Origin of the sequence: Nitrobacter hamburgensis X14 (assembly GCF_000013885.1) — a bacterium.
Classification (GTDB): domain Bacteria; phylum Pseudomonadota; class Alphaproteobacteria; order Rhizobiales; family Xanthobacteraceae; genus Nitrobacter; species Nitrobacter hamburgensis.
This window is the reverse complement of record NC_007964.1, coordinates 1,994,165-2,018,769: the sequence shown is the minus strand read 5'-3', so window position 1 is coordinate 2,018,769 and position 24,605 is coordinate 1,994,165. Positions and strand designations below refer to the sequence as shown.

The window sequence follows — 24,605 nt, the reverse complement described above, 5'->3', positions numbered from 1 at the left end:
CTGCGACCGTCATCGCCAGGCATAACCGTTCAAAAGAACGGCGTCGCTTCGCTAGCTCGATCTAGACACGCTCGTAAATCGCGAGAGTGTCCTGATCCAGCGTCTTGCTTGCACACGCCCTGAACTGCGGCGACCCGGTGATGGCGGTCAGCGGCAAGGCGCCAAGCGCCGCCACGCCGTCGTCGCCGATCGGATCGGGACCACGCAGCAGCCAGGCTTCGTCGACCAGACCGGCCGCGACGAATGACGATGCAACACGCGCACCGCCTTCGACCACCAGACGGGTGACGCCTCTTTCGGACAGGGCGCGGAGAATTGCCGCCAGGTCAAGCCCGGGCGCTCCAGCCGCGACCGGAACGCGCAGTACCTGCACGCCCGCGGCGCCGAGCTTCATGGCTACGGGTGCCTGGGCAAGATCCGATGCCATCACCCAAAGCGGGGTCTCGCGCGCGGACCGGACCAGCCGGCTGTCGTGCGGAATACGCAGCGCGTGATCCAGCACCACACGCAGCGGCGAGCGCGCTTCCATGCCGGGAAGGCGGCAGGTCAGGAGAGGATTGTCGGCCAGCACGGTGCCGATGCCGACCAGAATGGCGTTGCATTGCGCGCGCAGCAGATGCACCCGCGCCTTGGCCGCCTCGCCCGTAATAGCGACCGGTACGCCTCCGGCCGCAGCGATCCTTCCGTCGCTGGACACCGCGAGCTTGAGGATGACGTGCGGGCGCTTGTCCCGGATCCGCCGGAAATGCCCGGCATGATGGTGTGCCGCCTCGGCTGCGCAAAGTCCGACATCGACCGATATTCCGGCGGCCCGCAGCCGCGCATGGCCCTGCCCCGCGACTTCCGGAGTGGGATCCTCGATTGCGGACACGACACGCGTGATGCCGGCCGCGATCACGGCATCGGCGCATGGCGGCGTTTTTCCGACATGCGAACACGGCTCCAGCGTGACATACAGCGTCGCGCCGCGCGCCGCCTCGCCCGCGCGCCGCAGCGCCTCGGCCTCGGCGTGCGGGCGCCCTCCCGGCTGGGTCCAGCCGCGGCCGACGATCACATCGTCTTTCACGATGACGGCGCCGACGGCCGGATTGGGCGCGCTCGCGCCCAGGCTGCGGCGACCCAGCGCCAGCGCTAGTTGCATGAAACGCAAGTCAACGGCCTTGGCCTTCCGGAGTTTTTCGCCGTACTGCTCTTCCAGAATGCGGAAGATCATTTGCGCAGCGGCACAGGCCGCGCGTCGTCCTCGCTGGAGAGTTCGCCCAGCACCGCCTCGAAGTCCTTGGCCTCCCGGAAATTGCGATAAACCGAGGCGAAGCGCACATAGGCGACATCGTCGAGGCTCCGCAGATGTTCCATTACGATCTCGCCGATGATCTCGGAGGAAATCTCCGCCTCGCCGCCGCTCTCGAGTTCACGGACGATGGCCGACACCATGGTTTCGACGCGCTCGGGCTCAACCGGCCGTTTGCGCAGGCTGATTTGCAGCGAACGTACCAGCTTGTCGCGGTCGAACGGCACCCGCCGCCCGTTACGCTTGATGACCGTGAGTTCGCGCAGTTGCACCCGCTCGAACGTCGTGAAGCGGAAATTGCAGGCCATGCAAACGCGCCGGCGACGGATGACGGCCGAATCCTCGGTCGGCCGGGAATCCTTCACTTGGGTATCCAGACTGTTGCAGCTCGGGCAACGCATCGCTCAACCCACCTTGCCATCGCCGGGCACAGCCGTTCGAAGAACGGCGCCGCATCGCTTTCTCACAACCCGGTAATCCATCGTTTTCAGGAGGATGGATACGCGAGTTAATCCCGCGCATGACGCAGAAAATATCGAAACGCCTCCGAACAACATACGCGCACTCATCAATCCTGGTAGATCGGAAACCGATTGGTCAGCGCCTTGACCTTCTCCTTCACCGCCGCCTCGACCAGCGGGGCCTTGCCGTCGTCGGCCTGCGCGATGGCGTTGAGCACTTCCGCGATCAGGCCGCCGACCTGCTTGAATTCGGCGACACCGAAGCCGCGCGTGGTGGCGGCCGGCGTGCCGAGGCGCAGGCCCGACGTCACGAACGGCTTTTCGGGGTCGAAGGGGATGCCGTTCTTGTTGCAGGTGATCGCAGCGCGCACCAGCGCCTTTTCGGAGACGTTGCCCCTCAGCCCCTTGGGCCGCAGGTCCACCAGCATCAGGTGGTTGTCGGTGCCGCCGGAGATGATGTCGAAACCATTGCCGCGCAGACTTTCGGCAAGCGCCTTGGCATTTTCGACGACATTCTTCGCGTAGATCTTGAAGTCCGGACGCAACGCCTCGCCGAACGCCACAGCCTTGGCGGCGATGACATGCATCAGCGGGCCGCCCTGCAGGCCGGGGAAGATCGCCGAATTGAACTTCTTGGCGAGCGCCTCGTCGTTGCACAGGATCAGGCCGCCGCGCGGACCGCGCAGCGACTTGTGGGTGGTCGTCGTCGTCACATGCGCGTGCGGTACCGGCGAGGCATGGACGCCACCGGCGACGAGGCCGGCGAAGTGCGCCATATCCACCATCAGATAGGCGCCGACGCTGTCGGCGATCTCGCGGAAACGCTTGAAGTCCCACGGCCGTGAATAGGCCGAGCCGCCGGCGATGATCAGCTTCGGCTTGACCTCCTCGGCACGGCGCGCCACCTCGTCCATGTCGATCAGGTGATCGTCGCGCCGCACGGTGTAATGCGCGGCCTTGAACCACTTGCCGGACATGTTGACCGGCGCGCCGTGAGTCAGGTGACCGCCGGCGGCGAGGTCGAGCCCCATGAAGGTATCACCGGGCTGCAGCAGCGCCAGGAACACCGCCTGGTTCATCTGGCTGCCGGAATTCGGCTGGACGTTGGCGAACTGCGCGCCGAACAGCTTTTTGGCCCGCTCGATTGCAAGCGTTTCGGCGACATCGACCCACTCGCACCCACCGTAATAGCGCGCACCCGGATAACCCTCGGCGTATTTGTTGGTCATCACCGAGCCCTGCGCTTCCAGAACTGCGCGGCTGACGATGTTTTCGGACGCGATCAACTCGATCTCGTGACGCTGGCGGCCCAATTCGCCCTTGATCGCGGCGGCGATCTCGGGATCGGCCTCGGCCAGGGTGGCCGTAAAGAAGGAATCGGGCGCTGAGGCGGTTTTGGCGGAGGAGTTCATCTACAGAATATCCTTGGCGGCACAGCCCGTCAGACACCGGGTGTGAACAGCAGTAACAGGTGGTCGAAGCGGTTCCAGCCAGATAGCACATCGGGTCAGGGCGGCCAAGGTGTTGCGCCTCCTCCCTGATGTTTGGGCAATATATGGTGGATCGCCGGCGTAAACGCTCCGGTTGAGGTTTTATTTCGCGAGGTAGTGGCGCACCGCGGCAAGCGACGGCCCCACCTCGGAAATCGCTGCGAGCAGCCTGTCGCGCGATACGTTCAGCCGGCTCGCCCAAAGGTCGGTTTGGGCGTCGTCATTCGTATCCACCGTAATCGCCGGTTTCTGATAGGTGGATATCACCGATGCAACTGTGACTAGCCGGATCATCGCACCAGTCTAGCACCCGGGCTGCAGCCCGCCACCACGCCGTGCCGCCACAGTTAAAATCCGGTGTCCGATTCCGATTTCGAACAGAATTCCGGTTGCGGCACCTTCTTCTAAGCCGAACCCGCGAATTCCGCGATCGCCGGCTTCGGCGCTGCTACAAGCAATAAGCAACCGTGCCCGCGATCGTGACCGCCAGAGCAATCAGGGCCATCGTCGGCCAGCCGCTTCGTGAGGCGGCATATCGACCCCGGGCGCGACGTTCCGTAATGAGCGCGCGCTCGTACTCGTCGGAGGATGAAAAGATGCAGGCAAAGCCACTGCGCGCTATCGCCGCGGCGGCTTCGAGCGACCGGATGTCGGTCTGAGTGTTGCTGCGCGAGATCATCATGAGCGAATCCTAGGAGTCGGATGGTAAACAAAAGGTTAACGGTTTCTGCTGCGACATTTGAAGCCGGACCGGATCAACGGGCTGGGCGTCGCGACGCCCACCGGGAACGGCTCCTGGTTATACTAGCCCTATGACAGACGATTGACGGGCTGCAGGTGCTGGCCGTACCGCTGACCTTGACGGCTGTCGGCATCGCACCGGTCGTTCTGAGGAGGACGGCTGTTGGCCGGATTGGTGAGGATGAGGAAAAATTCAAGTGGATCGGGTTTTCCAGATTTTCATTAGTTCGACCTCCACCGATTTGCAGGACGAACGACAGGCCGTCAGCAACACGTTGGCAAAAGCGGGATATATGCCTGCTGGCCTGGAATTGTTTCCAGCAACCGATCAACAGCAACTCGACTATATTAAGCGGATCATTGATCGCAGCGACTATTACGTCGTGATCGCGGGCGGCCGTTACGGCTCGCTCTCCGATGATGGGCTGAGCTTCACAGAAGAAGAGTTTGAATACGCGCGCTCAAAAGACATTCCTATCCTTGCGTTCCTTCCTGAAAACCCAGGCAACATTGCAATCGGCAAGACCGAAACGGACGCACGGCTAAAAGAAAAGCTGGACGCTTTCAAAGCTCGTTTGAGCACCGGCCGCATCGTCGAATTTTGGAACAACGAAAACGATCTTTGCATGAAAGTCATGCTGGCCGTCGCGACCGCTGTGAATTTGAAGCCAGGGGTTGGCTGGATACGCGGTGATCAAGCCATCGATCCAAAGGTCCTCCAGGAACTGGAAAGACTCCGCATCGAGAACACGGATTTTCGTCAGAAGCTCGCCGATCTCAATCGCGACGAGTCATCAACTAACCCGACTCTCGTAGCATCAGCCGATTCAGTTACCGTAGAACTGCTTGTCTATCGATCGGAAGAAGGGTTTCCAGACTCGATATCCCGGACAATTTCATTGAGCGATCTTTTTGTCGGACTATACGACCACCTCCTCAAGAGCCCATCGGAGGCATACGTTCGAGAACTTGTCGGATATTGGTACCGGCAAAACCTTCACATTTCGGACTATTGCGAGCTTGGCGAAAAGAGCGCGATCGTCGTCCGGGATAAACTGGAGGCTCTGGGCTTGATCAAGTCTCGGTCGATCATAGCGGGTTTTTCCAATCACATCGCCTGGTCCGTGACTGAAAAGGGAAAACAGTTTCTCGCATCGAGACGCACGCTGAGGATTGGCCAATCAGGGTCCGCAGCGACTTAACGCAGCCTGGCGAATAGCGCATCGAACAATGCCGGGGCTGGTCCGGTAACTTGCCGTCAGTTCGTCGGTTTCGCCAATGCCGCTATTACTTCCAGACAGGCGCGTTTGACATTCGCTTGCCGGATTGGCTGCGAAGTGGGCAGCGAATGCCAAATTCACTCCACCAGAGGACTATCGCTGGAACGGCGGGAAGAACGGATTGCTCCGTGGCTGCTGCTGCGGCGGTGGTGGCGCCGGTTGCGGCGGCGGCGCTGGTTGACGCGGCTGGCGCGTGGATTGTCGCGGCGAGCGCTTGGTGGGCGGCGGCGCCGGTTTCGGCTGATCCGGCTGCGCGGCGATAACGGTCGTTTCCGGATCCTTGCAGTCGGTCAGCCAGACATCATAGACCGGATGCTCGACGCCATGCAGGCCGGGGCTCGCCGCGAACATCCAGCCGGAGAAAATCCGCTTCACCTCGCCCTGAAGGGTGATCTCATCGACCTCGACGAAGGCGTCGGTATTGGCCGCTTCCGTCGCGGGGCGCGTGTAGCAGGCATCGGTCTTCACCCGCAGCGCGCCGAACTGCACGGTTTCACCGACATCCTCGTCGAAATGGATGATGCGGCCGGTGATCTTGTCGAGGCCCGAGAACACGGCCTTCTTGTTGATGACCTTCTGGGCCGGTGGCTCGGTGACGACCTCATCGCCCGGTTGCAGCGTGGCCGGCGTGGGCGGAGCCGAGCGCGGCGGATGCTGTGCGGGCGTCTGATTGGGCGAAGGCGGCGCGACCGCAACTCCACCGGGCGCATTCTGCGGAACCACGGTGGTTCCGGGCGGCGGCGGCAATGGCTGGGTCTGAACCGAACCGGGAGGTGGAGCGCCCTGCCCTGGCGGCAAATGCAGCGGCGCAGGCAGCACGCGTCCTTGCGGCAGGTCCGGCACTTCTTCCTCGTCGTCCTCGGGCGCGGCCTGCCCGCGCGGAATGGTGCCCGGCGGTCGCGGCGGGGGATCCGAAAAGATATTGCCTATTTGCGCGCGCGCAGGCGACGCAGCCGCGACCAGGGCAGCAACCGCGAAAGCCGCACAACCGGCTATGACAATGGTTCGAAACATCTTTGCGGCTTTGTGAGGCTCGAATCAGGGCCGGACCATTGTACAGATATCCAAGCCGCTCGCAGGCGTCCCGGTTAACACGCCGATTACGGCGGGGAAAGGGCGGCCTGCCCGGCGGCCCACATAGCGACAGCCGCGGATCGTCCGTGGCGACAATTCGAACGGGAGATACGCGGGAAGCGTACCGCGCATTGGCATCGAATCGACGGCGACACCAAGAGGCCGAAGCAAACAGTGGATTTTTGAGCAGTGGACTTGAGGCAACAGATACGATGATTCGCATCTCCAACGGTATTTGGTAAGCGTCCGGGGTTGGCGCATTCGGGGTATTCAGGGCTATACTTAAGGCTATACTCGCCTTTCAGTTTTTGCGTGTCGGGGAATTGCCATGAGCCGGACGGGGGCGCTTCGGATTGCGATGACGGCGACTGCGCTGGCGCTCGGCGGCATGATGGCGCAGGCCCAGCAGGTCGGCACGGCCTCGGCGGTCAATCCGGCCGCGACCGCCAACCTCAAGACCATCACCATCGGTCAGTCGATCGCTCATAAGGAACGCATCCAGACCAAGTCCAGCGGTTCGGTGCAACTGCTGTTCCTCGACAAAACCTCGATGACCATCGGTCCGAACAGCGACATCACGATCGACGAATACGTCTATGATCCCAGCGCCAACACCGGCAAGCTGGCGGCGACCCTCGGCAAGGGCGCGCTGCGTTTCGTCGGCGGCCAGATCAGCCACAACGGCGATGCGGAGATCAAGACCGCGTCGGCTTTGATCGGCATTCGCGGCGGCGTGATGATGACCGACGGCAAGGGCGGCATCTATTCCGGCTACGGCACCATGACCGTCAGCTCCGGCGGGCAGACCGTGTCGCTGGGCGCGGGCGAATTCACCCAGACACAACCCGGCGGACCGCCGACGCCGCCCGGACTGCCGCCACCGGGATTCGTGCAGCAACTGATCGCGGCATTCCAGAGCGCCGCCGGCCAAACGGGCGGCGTACGCGCGGGCACGGCATCGGCGAAAAATATCGCGTCCGCCGAGCAAAAGGCGACCGGGTCGCCCGGCGGATCGGTAACCGGCTCGAATGTGCCGACAACGCCTCCGCCGATCGTCGAACTTATCAATGCGATTTCGTCGGCCTTCACCCAGTCGGTGCAGACGTCCAGTCAGTCGGCTGCTGTGCAGCAATTCGTGCACGATCAGCCGACAGGCAACGACAATCCACCGCCCGTTGATAACACTCCACGGCCAACTGTGACGCTGACCGGATATGCCGGTGGCATGGATATCATCGCGGGCCACTCGTTGACCGGGACGGTCAATATCGGTCTCGATGCCACGGCCAACACGGCGCAAGCAGCCGTGACGGTTTCCGACCCTTCAAATCCGAACACTTCGACCCGGATATTCCAGTTCGATCCCACAACGGGCGGCTATGGCGACTATAAAAATTTCGTCGCGATCTCGTCCAACGGTGCGCTAGGAACCACAGACAATCAAACCGTTCTGCAGGCCATTTCTACCGCAATTCCCAACCTGACTCCGTGTCAGTGCGAGTATACACGCTGGGGACTCTGGGTAGAGACAGGATCGGCCACCACCACCACCAATGGCCCCACTGCTTCGCCTTCAGAAGGCATAGTCGGCTGGTGGGTCGCCGGTCGGCCAGTGGGCAGCATCGGTGACGTGCCTACGACGGGCCTGGCAACCTACACCGGCCATGTCATTGCCACCGTGAACAGCAACGCGGGCTTCGCCGCCGGCAACTTCTCCAACACCGTCGATTTCGGTGCGCGAACCGGCGCGGTGAGCGTGACCAATCTCGACAACACCAACTATACAGGCAACGTGAATTTTAACACCGACGACCGGCGTTATTTCGGCGGCACAATCGACAGTACCAACGTCCGCGTCGACGGTCGCAGCATGGCCCTGCAAGGCAGCTTCTTCCAGGGCGCGCGCAGCCCAGTCGGCGAAATGGGCGGGAGCGTCGCGATTTCCAGTACCAAAGACAACTACCTCGGCAGCGGAATTTTCGCGGCAAGCCAGCGCTGATATCGCTCAGCCGGTACCGCCGCATTCGGCCAACCGTGCCGCGGCGATGCCGTCAGGCGTAACGCATTGTGGCCGTTGTGATTGCGATGTGGATGGATCGAAAGCCACGAGCCGATACCGACAACGCGCCGTCTCTCGAGCGGGTTTGGGTCAGACGAATCAGCAACCCATCCTGCCCGGCATAAAGCCCGACCGTGACGGATCAGTGTTTGTTTCCATCAAAACGCAAACCGCTCTATTGCCCCGGCGTCCAGGGCTGGTAATCGCCGGTCGCTGCGGGACGGCGGCCGCTCGCCAGCGTCGAGCCGGGCGGCCGATAGGCCGCGGGCGTTCCGGTCATGTTCGGCACATGCGGCTTCTGCCATTCGCGCGGCTGATAGTTCTCCTTGGTCGGCGGTACATCGACGACGTGATGCATCCAGCCATGCCACTCCGGCGGGATGCGGCTGGCTTCTGTGTAGCCATTATAGATCACCCAGCGCCGCTCGAAGCCGAGCGTCGGGTCGATCTTCCCGCCGCGTGTCCGGTAATAGCAGTTGCCCTGGTTGTCTTTGCCGACTAGTTCGCCAAAGCGCCACGTCCAGAGTTGCGTGCCGAAGGTCTGGCTATTCCACCAGGTAAAGAGCTTGAGGAAAAACTGCTTCATTGCTGGAATCCGTCGCGGAAGTGTCATGACACCCTGATTTGATGGCATCCCGCTGCCGTCTTGTCCAGCGCAGCCGCTGCCAAAAGGCGTGATGCGGCAGGACAGATTAGCGCAGCGCAATCCACCGTTGCAACTTGTGGCATCCAGATATTGGCGGGTTACGCCTTCAACTAACCTACCCTACGTGTTTCGCGGATATTTTGGGTGTCCCTCTCCCGACGACGTCCGCGGGCGCCAACTATGACGAGCGTGGTTGGCCCGCGACAGTTGACTGCCTCGCTAAAACTCTGAATGTGGCTTTCAGGCATAAGAAATATAAAGGCTGCGAAATGTCCGAAGTCGTCAACAACATGGAAAAACATCGCTACGAAATCGAAGTGGACGGGCATGTTGCCGCAACCTACTACCGATTTCTGGACGGAGTCATCGTCTTCACCCATACCCAGGTGCCGCCCGAACTCGAAGGCAAGGGCATCGGCTCAGAACTCGTGAAGGGCGCGCTGGATCAGGTGCGCGCTGATAGATTCAGGGCTCGCGCTCAATGCCCCTTCGTGAAGGACTGGCTTGAGAAGCATCCGGATTATGACGATCTGCTGAGGCCGAATTTGTGAGGATGCGCGCAACGCCGTCGCGAAGGATGAGGCTTGAGCTATCCATCGCGGCTCACGACATGCGTCGCTTACCGGACGGATCTGAGCGCGGACATGACTGCCGTCCACGACAACAAAGCCATGGGCCGTTTTGAACTGGAAGCCGAAGGCGGCGTTGCTTTTGCGAACTACCGCCTCGCGCCGGGTACGGTCGTCATCACCCACACCGAAACGCCGCGCGAGCTGCGCGGCCGCGGCATTGCCTCGGCGTTGGTGAAGGGCGCGCTGGCGTTGATCCGGGCCGAGGGTCTGAAGGTGGTCGCCGGCTGCGGATTCGTGGCCGCCTATCTCGACAAGCATCCGGAAGAAGCCGACCGCGCGATCTGAAGCCGCGCGTCAGACTCTCACGTTTGCGATCTCATCACATACGAACGCCCTTCGGTTACCAAATCTTCCGGAATGCACACTCGCGCCTGGCAACAATCGCATCAGTGTTTCATGTCGGGCGGCAGCTTGCCCCCGTTGGCTGCGAGCTGAGCCATCATCTGCTTGTGCAGCCAGATGTTCATCGCCGCGGAATCGTTAGCGTCGCCCGGGTATTTCAGATCCTTTGCCAGTTCCTTGCGGGCACTCAGACTGGAATCGACATCGAGCGCCTTCATCAGATCCACGATCGAGGTCCGCCATTCCAGCTTTTCCTTCTTGGCGGCGACGGCCTTGTCGAGAATGGCAGCGACATCGACGCTGCTCGCGACCGCACCGCCCGACGAGGTGGCGGTACCGCCGCCTGTTTCACCTGCCGGTGTTGCCGCTTCGGCTTGCGTACCGAAGATGGCGCCCATGATCTTTCCAAATATGCTCATTGTGCCGCTCCCTCGCGTCTGTTTCCGCCGGATCGCGGAAAAGAGTAACCGCCGCGTTGCGACTTGCCAATGTGGCAATGCCCGGCCGCCAGCGCAGCTTTTGGGCCCTCCCCGCCGCAGACGACATCACAATGTCGCAATCTGCGCTTCGCGGGCATCCGCTCGTAGCTGCAATCGAAAGCCAGATGACGTTGCTCTCTGCCCTCTCCGCGTTGGCAAAAATTCACTGAACCGTGAGCAACGAAAATCGACAACAGGAATTAGAATTGCCTAACAGGTCGCGGCAAGACCAGGTTCCTTGCTCTCGCGTCTGGGCTTGATCGTGATCGTTTCCGAAGGGGCTAACTCGCGCCTTCTGGAGGCCCGAGGATCGGCCCGGAGAAAGGGAGACAAGAACATGGCCACCTCTTATCCTGTAGACATCACGACACGCCTACAATCAGGGGCGGTCGGTGTAGACGGACCCGTGATCCGCCACATCGGCTTCTCCGACCTTCTAGATGCGTTGCGGCTGGGCTGGGAAGATTTCAAGGCGGTGCCGAGCCACGCCATCGTCCTTTGCGTGATCTATCCCATACTCGGAATCCTGCTAGCGCGGACGGTGCTTGGTTACTCGGTCTTGCCGCTGCTGTTTCCGATCGCCGCCGGCTTTGCCCTGATCGGGCCGTTTGCGGCGCTCGGACTCTATGAACTGAGCTATCGGCGCGAACTCGGTAAGGAGGCGTCCGCCTGGCACGCGTTCCGCGTGTTGCGGGCACCGTCGTTCGGATCGATGCTTGGACTGGGCGCGCTGCTGCTTGCCATTTTCGCTGTCTGGGTGGCAACCGCGCACGCGATCTATGTGTCCACCTTCGGCAATACACCCGCATCGGCGATTCCCGATTTCGTCACGCGGGTTTTCACCACGCCCGAGGGCTGGCGCCTGATCATGGTCGGCTGCGGCGTCGGATTCCTGTTTGCAGCCGTCGCCTTGTGCATCAGCATCGTGTCGTTCCCGCTGATGCTCCACCAGCACGCCGACATGACCGATGCCATGTTGACGTCGATGCGCGTGGTCGCGAAAAATCCAATCGCAGCCGCGGAATGGGGTTTGATCGTTGCCGTCCTGCTGGTGCTCGGGTCGATCCCGTTCTTCCTCGGCCTCACGGTCGTGATGCCGTTGCTCGGTCATGCGACGTGGCATCTCTATCGTAAGGCGATCGAGACCCCTTTGACGTCGGCATCGCACGAAATCCCGGAAAGGGAGATCGAAAAGCGCTACGCCGCCGACTTCCCGTCGGTACTCTTCCAGTGGCACTACTGGAGACGGACCGATCAATAGTAATCCGCTTTTCGGTCGCGACCGAAAACGGAATGCAATCCCCGGCTTCAAAGGAACGTTAAGTCCTCTGAAGCCGGGGTCTTGCGATTGCAAGCACGGCCAGACCGCTGCCGGTTGACAGCGCCGGATCGGCAATAATAATGAATGCATATTCATCTTTATTGCCGATCCCATGTTTTGCTTGGTCTCATGCAAATCGTACACGGTAAGGCACGCTGTCATCTTTGCGATCGCTGCGGCAGCAAACGCGATTCCCCTTCGCCGGAAAACGCGCTACCCCTTCAGCCATGACACAGATCGAACTCTCCTGCTCTGCCGTCCATATCATCGGCGCCGGCCTCGCCGGCTCGGAAGCCGCCTGGCAGGTCGCAAATCACGGCGTTCGGGTGGTGCTGCACGAGATGCGGCCGCACCGGATGACGGCGGCGCACCAGACCGGCGGCCTCGCTGAACTCGTCTGTTCCAATTCGTTCCGCTCCGACGATGCCGCCAACAACGCGGTCGGACTGCTGCACGCCGAGATGCGCCGGCTGGGATCGCTGATCATGCGCTGCGCCGATGCCAATCAGGTTCCGGCCGGCGGAGCGCTCGCGGTGGACCGTGACGGCTTTTCGTCCGCCGTGACCAAAGCTCTCGATGATCATCCGCTGATCGAGATCAACCGAACTGAGGTCGATGGCCTGCCGCCGGCGGACTGGCGCAACGTCATCGTCGCCACGGGTCCCCTCACCTCGGCTCCCCTCGCCGCAGCGATCCGCGCATTGACCGACGAATCCGCGCTGGCCTTTTTCGACGCGATTGCGCCGATCGTCCACCGCGACTCCATCGATATGTCGAAGGCCTGGTTCCAGTCGCGCTATGACAAGGTCGGTCCGGGCGGCACCGGCGCCGACTACATCAATTGCCCGATGACAGAGGCGCAGTATCACGCCTTCGTGGACGCGCTGATCGAGGGTGAGAAGGTCGACTTCAAGGACTGGGAGATCGATACGCCCTACTTCGACGGCTGCCTGCCGATCGAGATCATGGCCGAACGCGGCCGCGAGACCCTGCGCCACGGGCCGATGAAGCCGGTCGGCCTCACCAATCCGCACGATCCGACAGTGAAGCCATACGCCATCGTGCAGTTGCGTCAGGACAACAGGCTCGGCACGCTTTACAATATCGTCGGTTTCCAGACCAAGCTGAAGCACGGCGCGCAGACCCGCGTCTTCCGCACCATTCCGGGCCTCGAGACCGCGGAGTTCGCCCGCCTCGGCGGCCTGCATCGCAACACGTTCCTGAATTCGCCAAAGCTGCTCGACACCCAGTTGCGTTTGCGCGCCGAGCCGCGGCTGCGCTTTGCCGGGCAGATGACGGGATGCGAAGGTTACGTCGAATCCGCCGCTATCGGCCTGATCGCCGGCCTCTATGCCGCGTCGGACGCGCGGGCGCGGAGCCTCGCGGCTCCGCCGCCGACCACGGCGCTCGGCGCGCTGCTCGGCCACATCACCGGCGGTCACATCGAAAGCATCGACGCCGGGCCTCGCTCATTCCAGCCGATGAACATCAACTTCGGACTGTTTCCGCCGCTTGCCAATCCGCCAGCGAAGAAGCCGGACGGCACGCGGCTGCGCGGCAACGAGAAGACGATCGCGAAAAAGCAGGCTATCAGTGCGCGCGCGCTCGCGGACCTCGATCGCTGGATCGCGGATGCGCTCCGCGTTGCGGCCGCCGCATAAGTTCAACAGACCGTTTCAGGACCGTTCATGCCCCTTCCGACACAGGACGCCGCATTCCTGTCCGCAACGTGGACCGAAGGCGTTCTGCTGAAACGCGACGTGTTTTCCACCGTGGAGCGCGGACGTTTTCGCGCTGCTTCCGGCGAGGTCGAGGCGGTGTTGCGGCGGCTCGACCAGGTGCCGTGGTGGTCTTATGGTGTCGCGCGTCACCTGTTCGCGCGCGAACGCCGGGCCTTGCAACGCGCCGGCGGCCTCGCCGTCGGGCCGGATTTGCTATGGGCCGGACGGCAGGCGTTGGTGCGCGGCTTCATCGACGGCGTGGCGCTGCATCTCGCCAGGCCTCATGGCGACCGCGCCTACTTCCAGTCTGCCAAGGCGGCGCTGCGCAAGCTGCATCGCGCCGGCATCTGCCACAACGATCTCGCCAAGGAACAGAACTGGTTGCGCGGCAGTGACGGTCGCGCCTACCTGACCGACTTTCAACTCGCGGCCTGTTTCAAGCGGCGGTCGCGGCTGTTTCGCATCGCCGCTTACGAGGACCTGCGGCATCTTCTGAAGCACAAGCGCACCTACGCGCCGGACACACTGACACCGCGCGAGCACAAGATACTTGCGCGCAAATCGCTGGTGGCGCGGACGTGGCTGATGACGGGCAAGAAAGTCTACCAGGCCATCACACGCGGCGTGTTCAATTTCACCGACCGCGAAGGCGGCGGCCGGCGCCTCGTCAACGACGCCCCCGTGCTGATCGCGCGCATCAGGGACAACCCGGCGGTGCGCGATGCGGCGATCGTTGCTTTCGCGGATCGTCGGAGCGGTGTCGGTCTCTATGCGTTTGTAGAAGCCGATCAGGCCGGGCTGGAATCGCAGTTGCGGACTACGCTCGCAGCCGCAAACGATCCAAAGCCGCCGGAACACATTCAGATCGTACCGCGCCTGCCGCGCGATGCCGGCGGCAAGGTGCGCACGGAAATCCTCCAGCTCATCGCGATGAACCAGATCGATTTGATCGAACCGCTCATTACCAGCCCCGCGGACCGCGAATTTTTCCGCGGTATCCTCGAGAGCCGGAAAAACCTGCGCGACAGGTTCAATTTCGAGTCAACCGACCAGGCGCTGCCATCCTGACCTTGTTCAGGCACGAAACATCGTCGTGCGTGACGCCCGCCACAACGTCCACAAGATGTGCAACCGCGATGCAGCCTGCGGCACGAAGGGATCGACGTTGGCTTGAGCCATGCGTTTCAATGCGGGGCGCACCAGCGCGAGCGGGAGATACACCGTCCGCGACTCCGGCGGCAGCTCCGGCAGCAGAGCCAGCGCCGCATCCAGATGCGATCGTGCTTCATCGGCCAGTCCGCTGAGGGCTGCGCGAAGCGGTGGTGTGTCCCGCCCCGCGAACACCTGTTCCAGAGCGCTGCCATGTTGCTCCATCAATTGCAGCGGCACGTACGACTGACGCCGCGACGCGTCGAAACCCAGCATCGCAATCACCTGCGCGATACCGCGCGCAAGACCCGCGTGACGCGCCAGATGATCCGTCTTATCGGATTGGTGTCCGACGATACACGAGGCAAACGAAAACAACGCGCACGATGTATCAAAGAGATATTGCTCCAACGCCGCCAGGTCCGGCATCGGATCGTTGTAGAGATCGAACTGATGCGCCTCGATCAGTCGCGACAACCGCTCGACCGGCAGACCATGGTCCCGGATCGCCAGCAGCAGTTCGGCGGCGACCGGGTTGCCTTCAACGCCGCCGTGTCCCGCGCCCACGAGCACGTCCAGCCACCATTGCAGACGGATTTCGCCCGGCAATGGCTGGGTGATCTGCTCCCTGACCCTGACGATCTCGACGTTGAAAGCATAAAGCGCCAGCAGCGCGCGGCGGCAACGGAGCGGCGCGAGCAGCGTCGTCGCATAGTTTTCGAAATCGTGGTTGCGCACGAGGTCTGCACAGAACGCCGCGGACGAATTCTCCGATGCCGCACCGCTCATGGTAGGACGATGAGCGCCGTCAGGCGCTGCCTCGAGATCGCGTTTGTCATGGCACGGCTACCAGCGCCGTCAGGCGCTGCCAAAGCGGTGAGGTTGTCATGGAACGGCTATCAGCGCCGCCGCGACCCGGCGCCGCTCGCCCAGCATGATGTTGTAGGTACGGATCGCAGGCCCGGTCAGCATGATGTCCACCGCGACGTGATGCCGGCGCAGCGCCTCGCGCAGGTCGGTTGGAGCGAGCCAGACCTCGGTGCCGGTACCGATCAGCAGGGTATCGATTCCGGCAGCGCCCGCGAAAACCCGCGCCAGCGCATGGCGGTCGATGTCATCCGGCCGCGTCACCGGCCACGCCCAGATGCCGTCCGGCAGGCACAGCAGCGAGCCGCGATGCGACATGGTATCGAAGCGGAAGCCGCCGCTGCCATAGGCCTCGATCGGCGCGGGCCGCGGAAGGTGCGGCGCGTCCGGCTGGTCGGCGCTCACGGCTTCGATGGCTTCTTGGATTTGACCAGCTTCTCCTCGACGTCGACGCGGTGATCGCCGACGCCGAGATAGATCAGGATCGGCGCAGCGATGAAGATCGAGGTGTAGGTGCCGACCAGCACCACGCCGAACATCATCACCGCGGTGAAGCTGTGAATGGCCGCTCCACCGAACAGCAGCAACGCGAGCAGCGCCAGCGTGACCGTGACGTGGGTGATGATCGAGCGCGACAGCGTCGAATTGATGGATTCGTTGAGCAGTTCCGGCATCGGCAGCTTCTTGTAGCGCCGCAGCATTTCGCGAATCCGGTCGTAGATGACGACGGTGTCGTTCAGCGAGTAGCCGAGAATGGTCAGAAGCGCCGCGATGCTGGTGAGGTCGAAGTCGACTTGCGAGATCGACATGAAGCCGATGGTCAGCACGATGTCATGAACGTTCGCAACCATGGCGCCGAGCGCAAACTGCCACTCGAACCGGAACCAGAGATAGATCAGGATGCCGAGGATCGCCAGTATCAGGCCCAACATGCCATAGGCGAGCAATTCGCCGGACACCCGCGGGCCGACCACCTCGACCCGGCGATAGTTGACGCTCTCGCCCAGCGCACCGCGCACCTTCTGCACGGCATCCTGCTGCGCGGCGTCTCCGCCCGGCTGCTCGGCGACGCGGATCAGCACTTCGGTCGGGCCGCCGAACTGCTGGAGCTGGACCTCGCCGAGACCGAGCTTGTTCAGCGTCGTGCGCATCGTCGCGATGTCCGCCTCGCCCGACTTGGCTTGCACTTCGAGCAGCGTGCCGCCCTTGAAATCGATGCCGAAATTCAGGCCGTGCGTGAAGAACAGCGTGATGGCGACGATCGAAAGCACCGCGGAAATCGGAAAGCTGATGCGGCGGAAGCGCGTGAAATCGAAATGCGTATCGTCGGGAACGATCCGCAGCGATGGCAGCAGGCCGAACCAACTGACGATGGTCAGCACAACGATGAGGGCACCGAGCCCGAGTAAAATCCAGTGGGTCACAGCCGGCTCCGCGTCATCAGATCGGTACGTTTTGCGGCCGCTTCCAGCGCACCCATGTCGCCACGATCAGCCTGGTCACCTCGAACGCGGTGAACACCGTGGTGATGATGCCGATGCCGAGCGTCACGGCGAAGCCGCGCACCGGGCCGGTGCCGATATAGAACAGCACCGCGGCAGCGATGAAGGTCGTGATGTTGGAATCCAGGATCGTCGCCAGCGCCCGCTTGAAGCCGGCATCGATCGCCGAAATCGCGGTGCGGCCGCCGCGGACTTCCTCGCGGATACGCTCATAGATCAGCACGTTGGAATCGACGGCGATGCCCACGGTCAGCACGATCCCGGCGATGCCGGGCAGCGTCAGCGTCGCGTTCAGCAACGACAGCACGCCGAAAATCATGGCGACGTTGATGGCGACCGCGATATTAGCAAACACACCGAACAGCCGGTAGGTCAGCAGCATGAACACGATCACCATGATCGAACCGACATAGGCCGCGAGTTCGCCTTTTTCGATCGAATCCTGTCCAAGGCCGGGACCGACGGTGCGCTCCTCGATGATTGTCAGCGGCGCCGGCAGCGCGCCGGCGCGCAGCAGGATCGCGAGGTCGTTGGCCTCCTGCACCGTGAAATTCCCGGAAATCTGCCCGGAGCCGCCGGTGATCGGTTCGCGGATGACCGGCGCCGAGATCACCTCGTTGTCGAGTATGATGGCAAATGGCTGCCCGACGTTTTCCGACGTCGCCTGTGCGAACTTGCGCGCGCCGTTGCTGTTGAAGCGGAAGGTCACGATCGGCTCGCTGGTGCGCGAATCGAATCCGGGCTGGGCGTCGGTCAGGTCGCCGCCGGAAACCAGCACCTGCTTCTTGACGACGTAAGGCGTCTTGGGCGCCTGCGAACTCATCAGCACTTCGGAATCGGCAGGAACCCGGCCCTGAAGGGCCTGCTCGGGCGACACGCTCGAATCGACCATGCGGAAGTCCATCTTGGCGGTCTTGCCGAGAATTTCCTTCAGCCGCGTCGGGTCCTGCAATCCCGGCACCTGCACCAGAATACGATCGGTGCCCTGACGCTGGATCAGCGGCTCGACGGTGCCGAGTTCGTTGACGCGCTTCTCGATAATCTGGATCGACTGCTCGACCGACTGGCGGATGCGGTCGGTGACCGCGGCCTGCGGAACCGTCATGCGGATCAGCCCGCCGTCAGCACTGCTGACTTCGAGGCTGCGCTGGCCAGTGGAGCCGAGCAGACCGCCGAGTGGCTGCGACAACTCGCGCAACTTGCCGAGCGCCGTCTGGAATTCCTCCTCCTTGCTAATGCGCACCTCGACCACGCCGTTCTTGGCGGCAAGGCCGGTATAGGCGATCCGCGCGTCGCGCAGCGCCTTGCGTGCGTCGTCGCGGACCTGGTCGAGTTTCTCTTTTTTGACGTAGTTGGAATCGACCTCAAGCAGCAGATACGAGCCACCCTGGAGATCGAGCCCCAGAACGAGGTGGCGCTGCGCCCATTTCGGCCAGGTCTTGACCTGTGCTTCGGGGAAGAAGTTCGGCACCGCGCACAGGCAGATCGCGAGGGCGGTCACGATGATCGCCAGTGCCTTCCACCGCGTAAAATACAACATCGAGATAACCCGTCAGATACCAGGAATGACCGCCTCCGGGCCCACTTAGCTCGCGGCGCTGTCGTCCTTGGCGCCCTCGCCTTTGGCGCCCCCCTTTGTCGGCTCACCCTTTGTTGGTTCACCCTTGGCCGGCTCGCCCTTGGCGCGGACGATCGAAATCATCTGCCGCATCTGCCGCACCCGGACGCCGTCCGCGACCTCGAACTCGATCTGGTCGTCATCCACCACCTTGGTGACCTTCCCGACGAGACCACCTGTCGTGATGACGATGTCGCCGCGACGGATATTCTTCACCAGCTCGTTGTGCTCTTTCGCCTTCTTCTGCTGAGGCCGGATGATCAGGAAATACATGATGACAAAGATCAGCGCGAACGGCAGCAGCGACATCAGCAAGTTGTTGGTATCGCCGGCACCAGCGGCCTGAGCAAACGCGGGAGTAATGAACATTCGGACGATTCCTTGAAACGGGGCAGGCCGGCGCGACAGCAAAGTCGGCCGGTCGGGGGCAAATTCGCGCGGACTATAACGGCCACGGTCCCAATTGCAACGCCGCCAGACCCTTGATCGGGCCTCATGATTTCGGCTGCTTGCAGGAGCCGGGGCACCCCGCTAAGGGTGCCCGCTCTGGAAAGGCAAAGATGGCAAAAAAGTCACGGAAAGCCGGCTCCCGCACGGCGCCTGGGGCTCGCTCCGGCAACCGGGGCAGCGGCGCGACAAAAGGTCTGGTATCGGCCGCGGCGCCCGCCGCCGCGGAGCGGATCGCGCGCGCGCTCGAAGTGATTGCCGCCGCCATGTCTTCCGCGGCGGAACGGCCCGACAATCGCGCGGTGCTGACGCGTGCCGACGCCTTCGTCTGGCATCCCGACGGACGATTGATGCCGGTCCCACAGGTCAGCCGCGTCGACCTCGGCCTGCTCAAGGGCATCGACCGGATGCGCGATATCCTGATCGAGAACACCGAACGCTTCGCCAAGGGCCTGCCTGCGAACAACGCCCTGCTCTGGGGCGCGCGCGGCATGGGCAAGTCGTCGCTGGTCAAGGCGGCACATGCCAGCGTCAACGCCGCGGTCGGCGGTCAGCTCAAGCTGATCGAAATTCACCGCGAGGATATCGAGAGCCTGCCGGGCCTGATGGAGCTGCTGCGCTCATCGGACTTCCATTTCATCGTGTTCTGCGACGACCTGTCGTTCGACGGCAATGATGCCTCCTACAAATCGCTGAAGGCGGTGCTCGAGGGCGGCATCGAGGGACGCCCGGACAACGTCATCCTGTATGCGACATCGAACCGCCGACACCTGCTGGCGCGCGAGATGATCGAGAACGAGCGATCGACCGCGATTAATCCCGGCGAGGCCGTCGAGGAAAAGGTCTCGCTGTCCGACCGCTTCGGCCTCTGGCTCGGCTTTCATCGCTGCAGTCAGGACGAATATCTCGCGATAGTGCGCGGCTATTGCTCTCACTTCGGCATCACGCTCGACGACTCCGAGCTTGAGCGGGAAGCACTTGAATGGTCGACCACGCGCGGCTCGCGTTCCGGCCGCGTCGCCTGGCAGTTCACGCAGGAACTCGCAGGGCGACAGGGCGTGCGTCTGGCGAAGTAAACGGCCTGGCGAGAACTGGTTTTATCGCGAGCCTGCAATAACAGCGCGCTTCAAATTTACAGCGCCGCCAGCAGCTCGCCGCAGACGGCGCAGACCATAACGACCAGCCAGGGCGGCGTTCGCCACAGCAGCAACAACACAAAGGCAACCACGGCCAGTCCGAAGTCTCCCCTGGACAGGATGCCCGAGGTCCAGACCGGATTGTAAAAGGCGGCCAGCAAAAGGCCGACCACCGCGGCGTTGATGCCGCGCAGCGCCGCCCTGGCCGCGGCCCGCCGCCGTAATTCGTCCCAGAAAGGCATCACGCCGATGACCAGCAGGAAAGACGGCAGGAAGATAGCAACAAGACACAGCGCAGCGGTTTTCCAGCCGCCGATCACCGCCCCGAGATAGGCCGAAAAGGTGAACAGCGGTCCCGGCACGGCCTGCGCAGCGCCGTACCCGGCCAGAAACGCATCGTTATCCACCCATCCCGGCGGTACCACTTGTGCCTGGAGTAACGGCAACACCACATGTCCGCCGCCGAACACAAGAGAACCAGTGCGGAAGAACGTATCAAAGAGCCGCATGTCCGCATTGTCCGAGACGGCCGACACGACCGGCAATCCCACCAGCAGAATGGCAAATGCCGCCAGCGCGAGCATTGCGATCGCCCTGCCCGTTGACGGCGTTGAGCCGAGGTGATCGGCCGGCACGGGTTCGCGCTTCAACACGGCCATGCCGGCGACAGCGCCGACAACGATCGCACCGATCTGTCCCCAGACTGAATTGATCGTCAACGCCGTGACGGCTGCCAGCGCAGCCACGCTGGCACGCTCACGATCGGGCGTCAGCGTTCGCGCCATCCCGAGAATCGCAAGCGCCACCACCGCGACGGCAGCGACCTTCAGGCCATGCAGCCAGCCGCTGCCCAGTGCGCCCCCGAATGAGGACACACCGTAGCCGAACAAAACCAGCGCCAGCGCTGACGGCAGCGTAAAACCCATCCAGGCCGCAACTGCACCGGCATAACCGGCCCGCGCCAGGCCGATGGCTATGCCGACCTGGCTGGAAGCGGGGCCCGGCAGGAACTGACACAGGGCCACCAGATCGGCAAAGCGCTTTTCCTCAAGCCATTTCCGCCGGTCCACGAACTCGTTGCGGAAGTAGCCGAGATGGGCAACGGGACCGCCGAACGATGTCAGGCCGAGCTTCAAGAACGCCGCAAACACCTCGCCCGCGCCCCGCTCATGCGCGGGAGACGTCATGTGACCGCACCAACCATGGGCATCGTCGATTTCCCCGGCAGATTCCTCATGGCCAGCCGCCTTTTAAAACGACATACCGTATCGGTTGATGCCAGAACCAATACCGCGGCAAGCATTATATTATCTTGAGCGCACGGCTCGATCTCGCAAGTGGAGCTGCAGCGAGGATCACAAACGACATCGGCCGCGAAGCAGACTGCGCGGCCGATGCAGAATTAAGAGGTCCGGGAAGCGTCTGCGCTCCGAGACACTCACGCCCCGTTGAGGAATTGAAGCGGGTCAACCGGTGTAGATCCTTTTCGGATCTCGAAGTGGAGTTGCGGCGACGCCGCTTCGCCCGACTGACCCGACTTGGCAATGACCTGGCCGCGCTTGATGGTATCCCCGCGCTTCACCAACAGCTCACTCGCATGGGCATATGCGGTCACGTAACCGTTGGGGTGCCGAACCAGGATCAGGTTGCCGTAACCCTTGAGTTCGTTTCCGGAATAAGCAACGACGCCATCCTCGGCAGCCTTCACCGGCGTGCCCTCGGGCACAGCGACGTTGATGCCGTCATTGGATTTGCCGTTGGTCCGGGCGCCATAGGCGGCGATCACGCGGCCGCGCACCGGCCAGCGGAATGTCGGCAATGCGCCGGTCGCCTCGGCGGCCTTCACGGCGGGTTTGACCGCGGCCGCTTCGGGCGTCGCCGTCGCAACCGCGAGGTTGACCTTCTGCACCGGACCTGCGGGTGCAGCCGCCGCAACGTGAACCGCAGGTGCGGGCGTAGGCGTAGGCGCTGGCGCGGCGGGAGGCGCGGCCGCAGCGACAACAGGCTGCGCGGCCACCGCGGCGGCCTTAGTCGGCACCGTGATCTTCATGCCGATCTTGAGTTTCGTGCTGGATTGCAGGCCGTTGGCGCGAGCGAGTTCGCCGACCGAAATGTGATTGTGGCGCGCGATGCTCATCAGCGTGTCGCCGCGATTGACGTAGTGGACGCCGGACGCAGCCGCCGCGACCGCGACGGGCTTCGCAGCCGGAGCGGCATGGGTGTCCGCCGCCGTCGCACGCTTTGGAATGATCAACTGCTGGCCCGGCTGCAACCGGCGCGGACCGCGGTAGCCGTTGGCCTTGAGGATTTCGGCGGTGGAGACGCCATAGCGGCGCGACAATCCTTCCAGCGTATCGCTGGTGCCGACGATGATCGGGGTGCCGCCACCGCGATTCCAGCCGTCCCGCGCCGCGACAGCGCCGGTCGACTCGACCGGACGCGCGGGAGGCGCATACGAGCGTGTGTCGCGCCCGCCGGCCGATACGCCTGATGATACCGGGTAGGATCCTGGCGTCGAGATCGGCGGCGGCAGCGGCTGGGATTGATATTGCGGCCGCGAATATCGCGGCAACTCGCGGCGTTCGACCGGAGCCACGGGCGCTGCGGCCACCGAGCCGGTGGCATCGCGCTGCCATCCGAAATGATTTGACTGCTGCGGATGACTGTCGATCTGCGCCAGGCGCGAGGACATGTCCGCACTACATCCGGCAAAACCGATCGATACCAGCGCCAGCACCGCGACCTGCGGTACGCGACGCGAGCAAAGCAACTCGACGACACGGGACATGGTTACTCACTCGTACGCAACATAATTACCAATTTGAGTAAACATGCTCCCAGTAAACAAGCCTTTAACCGTGACACGCCGCCGCCTTGAAAATTAACGCCGACGACACAAGGCGTTGCGGCCGCAACTGAACTTCGAGACGGCCATTCCCGGTGGCTAAAGTTCGCGGGCGATGCCCGGCAGCGCCGGCACGAAGCGGACGTCGATCAGCTCCTTGCGGACAAGTCCGGCGTTGGTCCGCCGGAGGAGCATCAGCGTCTGCCGTCCGTTGTGCGGGCCGACGGGCGCGATCAGAAGCCCGTCGGGCTCGATCCGGGCCGTCAGCGCGTCCGGAATCTGCTCCATCGCCGCCGTCACCATGATGCGGTCGAACTGCCCCGCCCCGGCTGGAATGTCGAATCCGTCGCCCAGCATGACCTCGACGTTATCGCAATCGAGCTGCTCCAGCCGGGCGCGGGCGCGATCGGCGAGCACGCGAAACCGTTCGATGGTCACGACCTCGCGGCACAGACGCGACAGGATCGCGGCCTGATAGCCGGAGCCGGTGCCGATCTCCAACACCCGGTGGTCGTCGCGCAATTCCAGCCGCTCGGTCATGTAGGCGACGACGAAAGGCTGGCTGATGGTCTGGCCGCAGGCGATGCCGAGCGCGGTATCCCGCCAGGCATCGTCGCGATCGTCCGACTCCACGAAGACATCGCGCGGGACGCTGTCCATCGCGCGCAGGACGCGCTGATCGCTGATGCCGCGTCGCCGCAGGCTGAGCTGAAACATCATCTTCTCGGGCGGCGGCGGACCGGCGGGGGACATGGGCGAACTCTGAAGCGCTGGCGTTTGGCCACAGCGGTTATCAAGATAAGTTGATGCAATCTGCGCGGATCGCCAGCCGGGTCAATCCGGCGGGACAAATTTTTGTTCGGCGACGGAACGGGCCGGCCGCGCCAGTTCAGGCGGTCCGGAGATCCATCGGCCGGCTGCAACCGGGCCGACAATATCTTGTCATTCGCGCCAGCGACGGCTTCGCGCATTGCCTTCGGCCGTGTAATTTGCGACTCTGTGCTGGCAATTTGGCAAGGGATCGGGATTTCCACCATGGTACCAGCGAAGCCGCCCGGCGGCTCGGTGTTCCTCGTCGAGGACGAGGCCATGATCCGCATGATGGTCGCGGATATGCTGGAGGAGCTCGGCTACAGCATCGCCGCCGAAGCCGGCGAGATCGAGCAAGCGCTCAAGCTCGCGCAGACCACGGACTTTGACATCGCCATCCTCGACGTCAACGTCAACGGAAAGCTGATTTCCCCGGTGGCCGAGGTGATCGAGGCACGCAACCGGCCCTTCATCTTCGCAACCGGCTATGGCACGCAGGGTCTGCCGCCCGAATATCGCGACCGTCCGGCGTTGCAGAAACCCTTCCAGATGGAGGGCCTCGCCGCCATGATCGAGCGCACGCTCAAAGGCAGCGCTGTAGCCTGAGTGGCCTGAGCAATTGCAGCCGGCGGCAAGATCGCCGGTGGCTTCGCGTCGGACATATCATTCTCTCTGCAAGAGAACGGGACGGAGC

Annotated in this window: 25 protein-coding genes; 9 read left to right on the top strand and 16 right to left on the bottom strand. The window is 63.0% G+C overall.

Annotated elements, in window-relative coordinates:
* Nucleotides 1-61 precede the first annotated feature (61 nt).
* The 5 genes from ribD to NHAM_RS09270 form a co-directional block, all read right to left on the bottom strand.
* Entirely contained in the window at nt 62-1,213 is a 1,152-nt protein-coding gene (ribD, locus tag NHAM_RS09290; RefSeq protein ID WP_011510312.1) for a bifunctional diaminohydroxyphosphoribosylaminopyrimidine deaminase/5-amino-6-(5-phosphoribosylamino)uracil reductase RibD, read from the bottom strand.
* Nucleotides 1,210-1,692 (bottom strand): transcriptional regulator NrdR, encoded by a 483-nt coding sequence (nrdR, locus tag NHAM_RS09285; RefSeq protein WP_011510311.1) that lies wholly within the window; start codon nt 1,690-1,692, stop codon nt 1,210-1,212. Before nrdR ends, ribD begins: the two co-directional genes overlap by 4 nt.
* 167 nt (nt 1,693-1,859) lie before the next feature.
* Nucleotides 1,860-3,164: a serine hydroxymethyltransferase gene (gene glyA, locus NHAM_RS09280; protein ID WP_011510310.1), complete on the bottom strand. Its 1,305-nt coding sequence runs from the start codon at nt 3,162-3,164 to the stop codon at nt 1,860-1,862.
* A gap of 180 nt (nt 3,165-3,344) precedes the next feature.
* On the bottom strand, nt 3,345-3,536 hold the full coding sequence (locus tag NHAM_RS09275; protein WP_041357887.1) for a DUF3606 domain-containing protein: 192 nt from the start codon (nt 3,534-3,536) through the stop codon (nt 3,345-3,347).
* Nucleotides 3,537-3,690: 154 nt separating this feature from the next.
* On the bottom strand, nt 3,691-3,924 hold the full coding sequence (locus NHAM_RS09270; protein ID WP_011510309.1) for a hypothetical protein: 234 nt from the start codon (nt 3,922-3,924) through the stop codon (nt 3,691-3,693).
* A gap of 256 nt (nt 3,925-4,180) precedes the next feature.
* Here NHAM_RS09270 and NHAM_RS09265 point away from each other — a divergent pair, with 256 nt between their 5' ends.
* The gene (locus tag NHAM_RS09265) at nt 4,181-5,185 is read left to right on the top strand and encodes a DUF4062 domain-containing protein (protein WP_011510308.1); all 1,005 of its coding nucleotides are present in this window, start codon (nt 4,181-4,183) and stop codon (nt 5,183-5,185) included.
* 171 nt (nt 5,186-5,356) lie between these two features.
* Here NHAM_RS09265 and NHAM_RS09260 read toward each other — a convergent pair whose 3' ends face one another.
* The gene (locus NHAM_RS09260) at nt 5,357-6,277 is read right to left on the bottom strand and encodes a DUF2155 domain-containing protein (protein ID WP_011510307.1); all 921 of its coding nucleotides are present in this window, start codon (nt 6,275-6,277) and stop codon (nt 5,357-5,359) included.
* A gap of 388 nt (nt 6,278-6,665) precedes the next feature.
* On the opposite strand from NHAM_RS09260, the gene NHAM_RS09255 reads away from it, so the two are divergent.
* Nucleotides 6,666-8,336, top strand: a complete 1,671-nt coding sequence (locus NHAM_RS09255) for a FecR domain-containing protein (RefSeq protein WP_011510306.1) — start codon at nt 6,666-6,668, stop codon at nt 8,334-8,336.
* Between the two features lie 235 nt (nt 8,337-8,571).
* On the opposite strand, the gene NHAM_RS09250 is transcribed toward NHAM_RS09255, so the two are convergent.
* Nucleotides 8,572-8,982 carry an NADH:ubiquinone oxidoreductase subunit NDUFA12 gene (locus tag NHAM_RS09250; protein ID WP_041357886.1) on the bottom strand — a complete coding sequence of 137 codons (411 nt, stop codon included), beginning with the start codon at nt 8,980-8,982 and terminating at the stop codon, nt 8,572-8,574.
* Between the two features lie 329 nt (nt 8,983-9,311).
* Between NHAM_RS09250 and NHAM_RS09245 the strand changes: the two genes are divergently transcribed.
* On the top strand, nt 9,312-9,593 hold the full coding sequence (locus NHAM_RS09245) for a GNAT family N-acetyltransferase (RefSeq protein ID WP_011510304.1): 282 nt from the start codon (nt 9,312-9,314) through the stop codon (nt 9,591-9,593).
* Between the two features lie 93 nt (nt 9,594-9,686).
* Nucleotides 9,687-9,959, top strand: coding sequence for a GNAT family N-acetyltransferase (locus tag NHAM_RS09240; RefSeq protein ID WP_041357884.1), 273 nt, complete (start codon nt 9,687-9,689; stop codon nt 9,957-9,959).
* Nucleotides 9,960-10,060: 101 nt separating this feature from the next.
* On the opposite strand, the gene NHAM_RS09235 is transcribed toward NHAM_RS09240, so the two are convergent.
* Entirely contained in the window at nt 10,061-10,435 is a 375-nt protein-coding gene (locus tag NHAM_RS09235; protein ID WP_011510302.1) for a DUF3597 domain-containing protein, read from the bottom strand.
* Between the two features lie 397 nt (nt 10,436-10,832).
* Between NHAM_RS09235 and NHAM_RS09230 the strand changes: the two genes are divergently transcribed.
* The 3 genes from NHAM_RS09230 (at nt 10,833) to NHAM_RS09220 (ending at nt 14,605) form a co-directional block, all read left to right on the top strand.
* Complete coding sequence (locus NHAM_RS09230; protein WP_011510301.1) at nt 10,833-11,756, top strand: DUF2189 domain-containing protein; 924 nt, start codon at nt 10,833-10,835, stop codon at nt 11,754-11,756.
* Between the two features lie 287 nt (nt 11,757-12,043).
* The gene (trmFO, locus tag NHAM_RS09225; protein ID WP_011510300.1) at nt 12,044-13,477 is read left to right on the top strand and encodes a methylenetetrahydrofolate--tRNA-(uracil(54)-C(5))-methyltransferase (FADH(2)-oxidizing) TrmFO; all 1,434 of its coding nucleotides are present in this window, start codon (nt 12,044-12,046) and stop codon (nt 13,475-13,477) included.
* A 27-nt stretch (nt 13,478-13,504) separates the two neighbouring features.
* Nucleotides 13,505-14,605, top strand: a complete 1,101-nt coding sequence (locus NHAM_RS09220) for a serine/threonine protein kinase (RefSeq protein ID WP_011510299.1) — start codon at nt 13,505-13,507, stop codon at nt 14,603-14,605.
* Nucleotides 14,606-14,611: 6 nt separating this feature from the next.
* Here NHAM_RS09220 and NHAM_RS09215 read toward each other — a convergent pair whose 3' ends face one another.
* From NHAM_RS09215 to yajC, 5 genes are all read right to left on the bottom strand, one after another.
* On the bottom strand, nt 14,612-15,475 hold the full coding sequence (locus tag NHAM_RS09215) for a phytoene/squalene synthase family protein (protein ID WP_011510298.1): 864 nt from the start codon (nt 15,473-15,475) through the stop codon (nt 14,612-14,614).
* Between the two features lie 96 nt (nt 15,476-15,571).
* Complete coding sequence (locus tag NHAM_RS09210; RefSeq protein WP_011510297.1) at nt 15,572-15,958, bottom strand: Mth938-like domain-containing protein; 387 nt, start codon at nt 15,956-15,958, stop codon at nt 15,572-15,574.
* The gene (secF, locus tag NHAM_RS09205) at nt 15,955-16,977 is read right to left on the bottom strand and encodes a protein translocase subunit SecF (protein ID WP_011510296.1); all 1,023 of its coding nucleotides are present in this window, start codon (nt 16,975-16,977) and stop codon (nt 15,955-15,957) included. Before secF ends, NHAM_RS09210 begins: the two co-directional genes overlap by 4 nt.
* Before the next feature lie 16 nt (nt 16,978-16,993).
* Nucleotides 16,994-18,595: a protein translocase subunit SecD gene (secD, locus tag NHAM_RS09200; protein ID WP_011510295.1), complete on the bottom strand. Its 1,602-nt coding sequence runs from the start codon at nt 18,593-18,595 to the stop codon at nt 16,994-16,996.
* Nucleotides 18,596-18,640: 45 nt separating this feature from the next.
* On the bottom strand, nt 18,641-19,042 hold the full coding sequence (gene yajC, locus NHAM_RS09195; protein ID WP_011510294.1) for a preprotein translocase subunit YajC: 402 nt from the start codon (nt 19,040-19,042) through the stop codon (nt 18,641-18,643).
* 191 nt (nt 19,043-19,233) lie between these two features.
* Here yajC and NHAM_RS09190 point away from each other — a divergent pair, with 191 nt between their 5' ends.
* On the top strand, nt 19,234-20,196 hold the full coding sequence (locus NHAM_RS09190; RefSeq protein ID WP_011510293.1) for an ATP-binding protein: 963 nt from the start codon (nt 19,234-19,236) through the stop codon (nt 20,194-20,196).
* Nucleotides 20,197-20,252: 56 nt separating this feature from the next.
* Here NHAM_RS09190 and chrA read toward each other — a convergent pair whose 3' ends face one another.
* The 3 genes from chrA to NHAM_RS09175 all read right to left on the bottom strand — a co-directional run bounded on the left by chrA (nt 20,253) and on the right by NHAM_RS09175 (nt 23,854).
* Nucleotides 20,253-21,443 carry a chromate efflux transporter gene (gene chrA, locus NHAM_RS09185; RefSeq protein ID WP_011510292.1) on the bottom strand — a complete coding sequence of 397 codons (1,191 nt, stop codon included), beginning with the start codon at nt 21,441-21,443 and terminating at the stop codon, nt 20,253-20,255.
* 251 nt (nt 21,444-21,694) lie between these two features.
* Nucleotides 21,695-23,044, bottom strand: coding sequence for a peptidoglycan DD-metalloendopeptidase family protein (locus NHAM_RS09180; protein WP_011510291.1), 1,350 nt, complete (start codon nt 23,042-23,044; stop codon nt 21,695-21,697).
* Nucleotides 23,045-23,200: 156 nt separating this feature from the next.
* Entirely contained in the window at nt 23,201-23,854 is a 654-nt protein-coding gene (locus NHAM_RS09175) for a protein-L-isoaspartate(D-aspartate) O-methyltransferase (RefSeq protein WP_011510290.1), read from the bottom strand.
* A gap of 282 nt (nt 23,855-24,136) precedes the next feature.
* Between NHAM_RS09175 and NHAM_RS09170 the strand changes: the two genes are divergently transcribed.
* On the top strand, nt 24,137-24,517 hold the full coding sequence (locus tag NHAM_RS09170) for a response regulator (RefSeq protein WP_011510289.1): 381 nt from the start codon (nt 24,137-24,139) through the stop codon (nt 24,515-24,517).
* The last annotated feature ends 88 nt before the right edge of the window (nt 24,518-24,605 follow it).

Bases quoted from the DNA above. Each gene is read 5' to 3' on its own strand.
- ribD (WP_011510312.1), bottom strand. From the start codon at position 1,213: ATGATCTTCCGCATTCTGGAAGAGCAGTACGGCGAAAAACTCCGGAAG.
- nrdR (WP_011510311.1), bottom strand. From the start codon at position 1,692: ATGCGTTGCCCGAGCTGCAACAGTCTGGATACCCAAGTGAAGGATTCC.
- glyA (WP_011510310.1), bottom strand. From the start codon at position 3,164: ATGAACTCCTCCGCCAAAACCGCCTCAGCGCCCGATTCCTTCTTTACG.
- NHAM_RS09275 (WP_041357887.1), bottom strand. From the start codon at position 3,536: ATGATCCGGCTAGTCACAGTTGCATCGGTGATATCCACCTATCAGAAA.
- NHAM_RS09270 (WP_011510309.1), bottom strand. From the start codon at position 3,924: ATGATGATCTCGCGCAGCAACACTCAGACCGACATCCGGTCGCTCGAA.
- NHAM_RS09260 (WP_011510307.1), bottom strand. From the start codon at position 6,277: ATGTTTCGAACCATTGTCATAGCCGGTTGTGCGGCTTTCGCGGTTGCT.
- NHAM_RS09255 (WP_011510306.1), top strand. From the start codon at position 6,666: ATGAGCCGGACGGGGGCGCTTCGGATTGCGATGACGGCGACTGCGCTG.
- NHAM_RS09250 (WP_041357886.1), bottom strand. From the start codon at position 8,982: ATGAAGCAGTTTTTCCTCAAGCTCTTTACCTGGTGGAATAGCCAGACC.
- NHAM_RS09245 (WP_011510304.1), top strand. From the start codon at position 9,312: ATGTCCGAAGTCGTCAACAACATGGAAAAACATCGCTACGAAATCGAA.
- NHAM_RS09240 (WP_041357884.1), top strand. From the start codon at position 9,687: ATGACTGCCGTCCACGACAACAAAGCCATGGGCCGTTTTGAACTGGAA.
- NHAM_RS09235 (WP_011510302.1), bottom strand. From the start codon at position 10,435: ATGAGCATATTTGGAAAGATCATGGGCGCCATCTTCGGTACGCAAGCC.
- NHAM_RS09230 (WP_011510301.1), top strand. From the start codon at position 10,833: ATGGCCACCTCTTATCCTGTAGACATCACGACACGCCTACAATCAGGG.
- trmFO (WP_011510300.1), top strand. From the start codon at position 12,044: ATGACACAGATCGAACTCTCCTGCTCTGCCGTCCATATCATCGGCGCC.
- NHAM_RS09220 (WP_011510299.1), top strand. From the start codon at position 13,505: ATGCCCCTTCCGACACAGGACGCCGCATTCCTGTCCGCAACGTGGACC.
- NHAM_RS09215 (WP_011510298.1), bottom strand. From the start codon at position 15,475: ATGAGCGGTGCGGCATCGGAGAATTCGTCCGCGGCGTTCTGTGCAGAC.
- secD (WP_011510295.1), bottom strand. From the start codon at position 18,595: ATGTTGTATTTTACGCGGTGGAAGGCACTGGCGATCATCGTGACCGCC.
- yajC (WP_011510294.1), bottom strand. From the start codon at position 19,042: ATGTTCATTACTCCCGCGTTTGCTCAGGCCGCTGGTGCCGGCGATACC.
- NHAM_RS09190 (WP_011510293.1), top strand. From the start codon at position 19,234: ATGGCAAAAAAGTCACGGAAAGCCGGCTCCCGCACGGCGCCTGGGGCT.
- chrA (WP_011510292.1), bottom strand. From the start codon at position 21,443: ATGACGTCTCCCGCGCATGAGCGGGGCGCGGGCGAGGTGTTTGCGGCG.
- NHAM_RS09180 (WP_011510291.1), bottom strand. From the start codon at position 23,044: ATGTCCCGTGTCGTCGAGTTGCTTTGCTCGCGTCGCGTACCGCAGGTC.
- NHAM_RS09175 (WP_011510290.1), bottom strand. From the start codon at position 23,854: ATGTCCCCCGCCGGTCCGCCGCCGCCCGAGAAGATGATGTTTCAGCTC.
- NHAM_RS09170 (WP_011510289.1), top strand. From the start codon at position 24,137: ATGGTACCAGCGAAGCCGCCCGGCGGCTCGGTGTTCCTCGTCGAGGAC.